At 46.9% G+C, this 2,403-nt stretch carries 4 protein-coding genes and 1 pseudogene; 4 read left to right on the top strand and 1 reads right to left on the bottom strand.

What is annotated here, in order from left to right; all coding sequences use genetic code 11:
- The first annotated feature begins 286 nt into the window (after positions 1 to 286).
- From CX664_RS25305 to CX664_RS27710, 3 genes and pseudogenes are all read left to right on the top strand, one after another.
- Entirely contained in the window at positions 287 to 616 is a 330-nt protein-coding gene (locus CX664_RS25305; protein ID WP_101749334.1) for a type II toxin-antitoxin system Phd/YefM family antitoxin, read from the top strand.
- A gap of 2 nt (positions 617 to 618) precedes the next feature.
- Positions 619 to 762, top strand: coding sequence for a type II toxin-antitoxin system RelE/ParE family toxin (locus CX664_RS26070; RefSeq protein ID WP_146000381.1), 144 nt, complete (start codon positions 619 to 621; stop codon positions 760 to 762).
- A gap of 240 nt (positions 763 to 1,002) precedes the next feature.
- Positions 1,003 to 1,461, top strand: a pseudogene (locus CX664_RS27710) (transposase).
- A gap of 272 nt (positions 1,462 to 1,733) precedes the next feature.
- Here the strand turns inward: CX664_RS27710 and CX664_RS25290 are convergent.
- The gene (locus CX664_RS25290; protein WP_338063483.1) at positions 1,734 to 2,111 is read right to left on the bottom strand and encodes a sugar phosphate nucleotidyltransferase; all 378 of its coding nucleotides are present in this window, start codon (positions 2,109 to 2,111) and stop codon (positions 1,734 to 1,736) included.
- 144 nt (positions 2,112 to 2,255) lie between these two features.
- On the opposite strand from CX664_RS25290, the gene CX664_RS27960 reads away from it, so the two are divergent.
- On the top strand, positions 2,256 to 2,384 hold the full coding sequence (locus CX664_RS27960) for a FitA-like ribbon-helix-helix domain-containing protein (RefSeq protein ID WP_276328526.1): 129 nt from the start codon (positions 2,256 to 2,258) through the stop codon (positions 2,382 to 2,384).
- Positions 2,385 to 2,403: the final 19 nt, after the last annotated feature.

Genomic DNA, 2,403 nt, shown 5'->3' with positions numbered 1-2,403 from the left:
TACAGTAATATGCCTTTACTGGGTGCTGAATAGTTACAAGCGAAGCTTTATTTCCAAGCCTGCCTGAAAAACAGTCTGAACGATTTTAATCATCAAGAACAGGCCACCCATTAAAATATCCAGACTAAAACAGGGTTAAATTTATGGCTGTCCTGAATCTCTTCAGCACCCAATACAAATAGGGAGGGATACTGCGAAAAACGCCCCGGAAAGGTTTGTGGATGACAGCAGAAAAGCTAGACTATATAAAGTCTTAATTAAGACTTTTCAATATAAGGAAGCCAGGATGAAACTTTCACAGCAAGTCAAACCCATCAGCTACCTGAAGGCCAACGCAGCCGAAGTACTTAACCAGCTGCAGGAGAGCCGGGAACCCCTGGTGATCACCCAGAATGGTGAAGCCAAAGCCGTTATTCAGGATATCCACAGTTATGAAGCATTACAGGAAGATCTTGCCCTGTTAAAACTGCTGGCCCTGGGCAAACGGCAGCTGGCAGACCAGAACACCATCACGGCAGACAGTGTAATGGCCGATATTGACCAGCTCCTTGAAGATGACAATCCTGAGAGCCATAAACACAGCGAAAATCAACCACAAAACAGTGCAGGAGAATAACCATGGCAAAGGTTATTCTCACTCAGGATGCCCGTCAGGACATTCTGGACATTATCGCCTACACCAGAGACCACTTTGGCAAACCACAAGCTGTTAAAATTACAAAAGCGGCTGTTCAGGCATTGAACACTATTCAGTGTTTTTAAAAATTTCCTTGACTTCATTCAAGAATCAAGACCCCGGTTTTACGAAGAAGGCTTCAGGGCTGTTCAAGTAATCAGCAGGATCATAGTCATAAATGGGTTCACTCATCATTGATCTCCTTAGCCAGCCTTTTTGCCAAAATAATATCCTTCATCCGTAAACGGATCCCACTGGTTCTGGAAGATGCTGAAAATGGTTTAACCGTGTTGTTCCGGGAACTGCTCAGTGAACTGTACGAAGAGATGCAACACCTTGATAAACGAGTTGAGAAGCTTGAGCAAAAGCTCGAAACCATTGCAGCTAATAATGAAGCTTGCAAACTTTTGCTAACCATACCCGGCATTGGGTTACTCAGTGCTACAGCACTGTTTGCTGCGATTGGTGATATATCAGCATTCAAAAATGGCAGGGAAATGGCTGCCTGACAGGGCTTGGTGCCAAAGCAGCAATCGACCGGTGGCGTGCCCACGTTGCTCGGGATCAGTAAACGGGGCGATACCTACCTGCGAACCCTGTTGATAAACGGTGGCAGAACCGTTGTCAGGGTAGCCGACAAACACGACGATCGACGTAATAACTGGATTAAAGAGCTTAACCAGCGCAGGGGCAAGAATATATCAGCGGTGACAGTTGCCAATAAGAATGCTCGCATTGCCTGGGCTGTATTAACCAAGAAAGAACCCTACAAGGCAGGAGCATGAGCATCGGCATCAAACTATTAAACATTTGTCGTTAAACAAGAAAAGCAACAGCGGTTAATCAGTGTAAGAAGCCTGCAACGAGTTACGTGGATAAAGTTCAAATGATGGCATAAAAGGTAAGACCTGCATTCCCTTGAACCTGACCGGGGTCAGGGCCCATAGAGGCCGAAGACCTGATGAGGTGGGAGTGAGCGGATTCCATCAGGGCCAGAGGCATTGAGACCTCACCCCAAAGGCCGGACTCTTTATTATAAGAGTGGAAGCATTACTCTTTAGTCATGATGGAAAACTTTTCCTTGCAATGCGGGGCGGACCATATATGACCCTCTTTTCCTGGCACACAAAACCGCATGGCCAAGACCCAGGGCCTCCGCCTGGCGTACATAAAAACAGTTGACGCCTTCCGGCAGAATATCCCGGACGATGGCTAACAGCTTCTGCTTACCCGCCTGTTCCAGCCGGTATTCCAGCTCGAAGTTTTTATCAAAGTGGTTAATCACCAGCACCTTGGTATAGGAGGTGACAAAGATCAGGTCCTTGATACCGGCGGCCACCGCTTCCTCCACGGCATACTGAATCAGTGGCTTATCCACCACGGGCAGCATCTGTGGCCTTGGTCGCGGGAAGGAAGCGGGTGCCCCTACCGGCAACCGGGAAAACAGCTTTTCTGATGTTTACAGTCATAGAAATATCTAAAGGTTAATACGTTGAATTGTAAGGCAATAGATTCCAGAAGGCGCTGGTCAAAAATGATATCAATGCTATCATTTTATAGAATATTCAGGAGGTGGATCGTGGCTAACCTAATCGTTCGTAATATTGACGAAAAAATCGTCGAAGCACTTAAGGCTCAAGCGGGTAAAAATGGGCTTAGCGCAGAGGCCGAACACCGTCGGACCGTCGGGGGTGCTCTCTCAGAATAATCAAAACGCTGATACTGGT

Origin of the sequence: Endozoicomonas acroporae (assembly GCF_002864045.1) — a bacterium.
GTDB lineage: Bacteria > Pseudomonadota > Gammaproteobacteria > Pseudomonadales > Endozoicomonadaceae > Endozoicomonas > Endozoicomonas acroporae.
The sequence above is the reverse complement of the archived record's forward strand: the minus strand, read 5'-3'. Positions and strand labels throughout refer to the sequence as shown.

Excerpts from the sequence above, each read along its gene's own strand:
- CX664_RS25305 (WP_101749334.1), top strand. The coding sequence starts at position 287 with ATGAAACTTTCACAGCAAGTCAAACCCATCAGCTACCTGAAGGCCAAC.
- CX664_RS26070 (WP_146000381.1), top strand. The coding sequence starts at position 619 with ATGGCAAAGGTTATTCTCACTCAGGATGCCCGTCAGGACATTCTGGAC.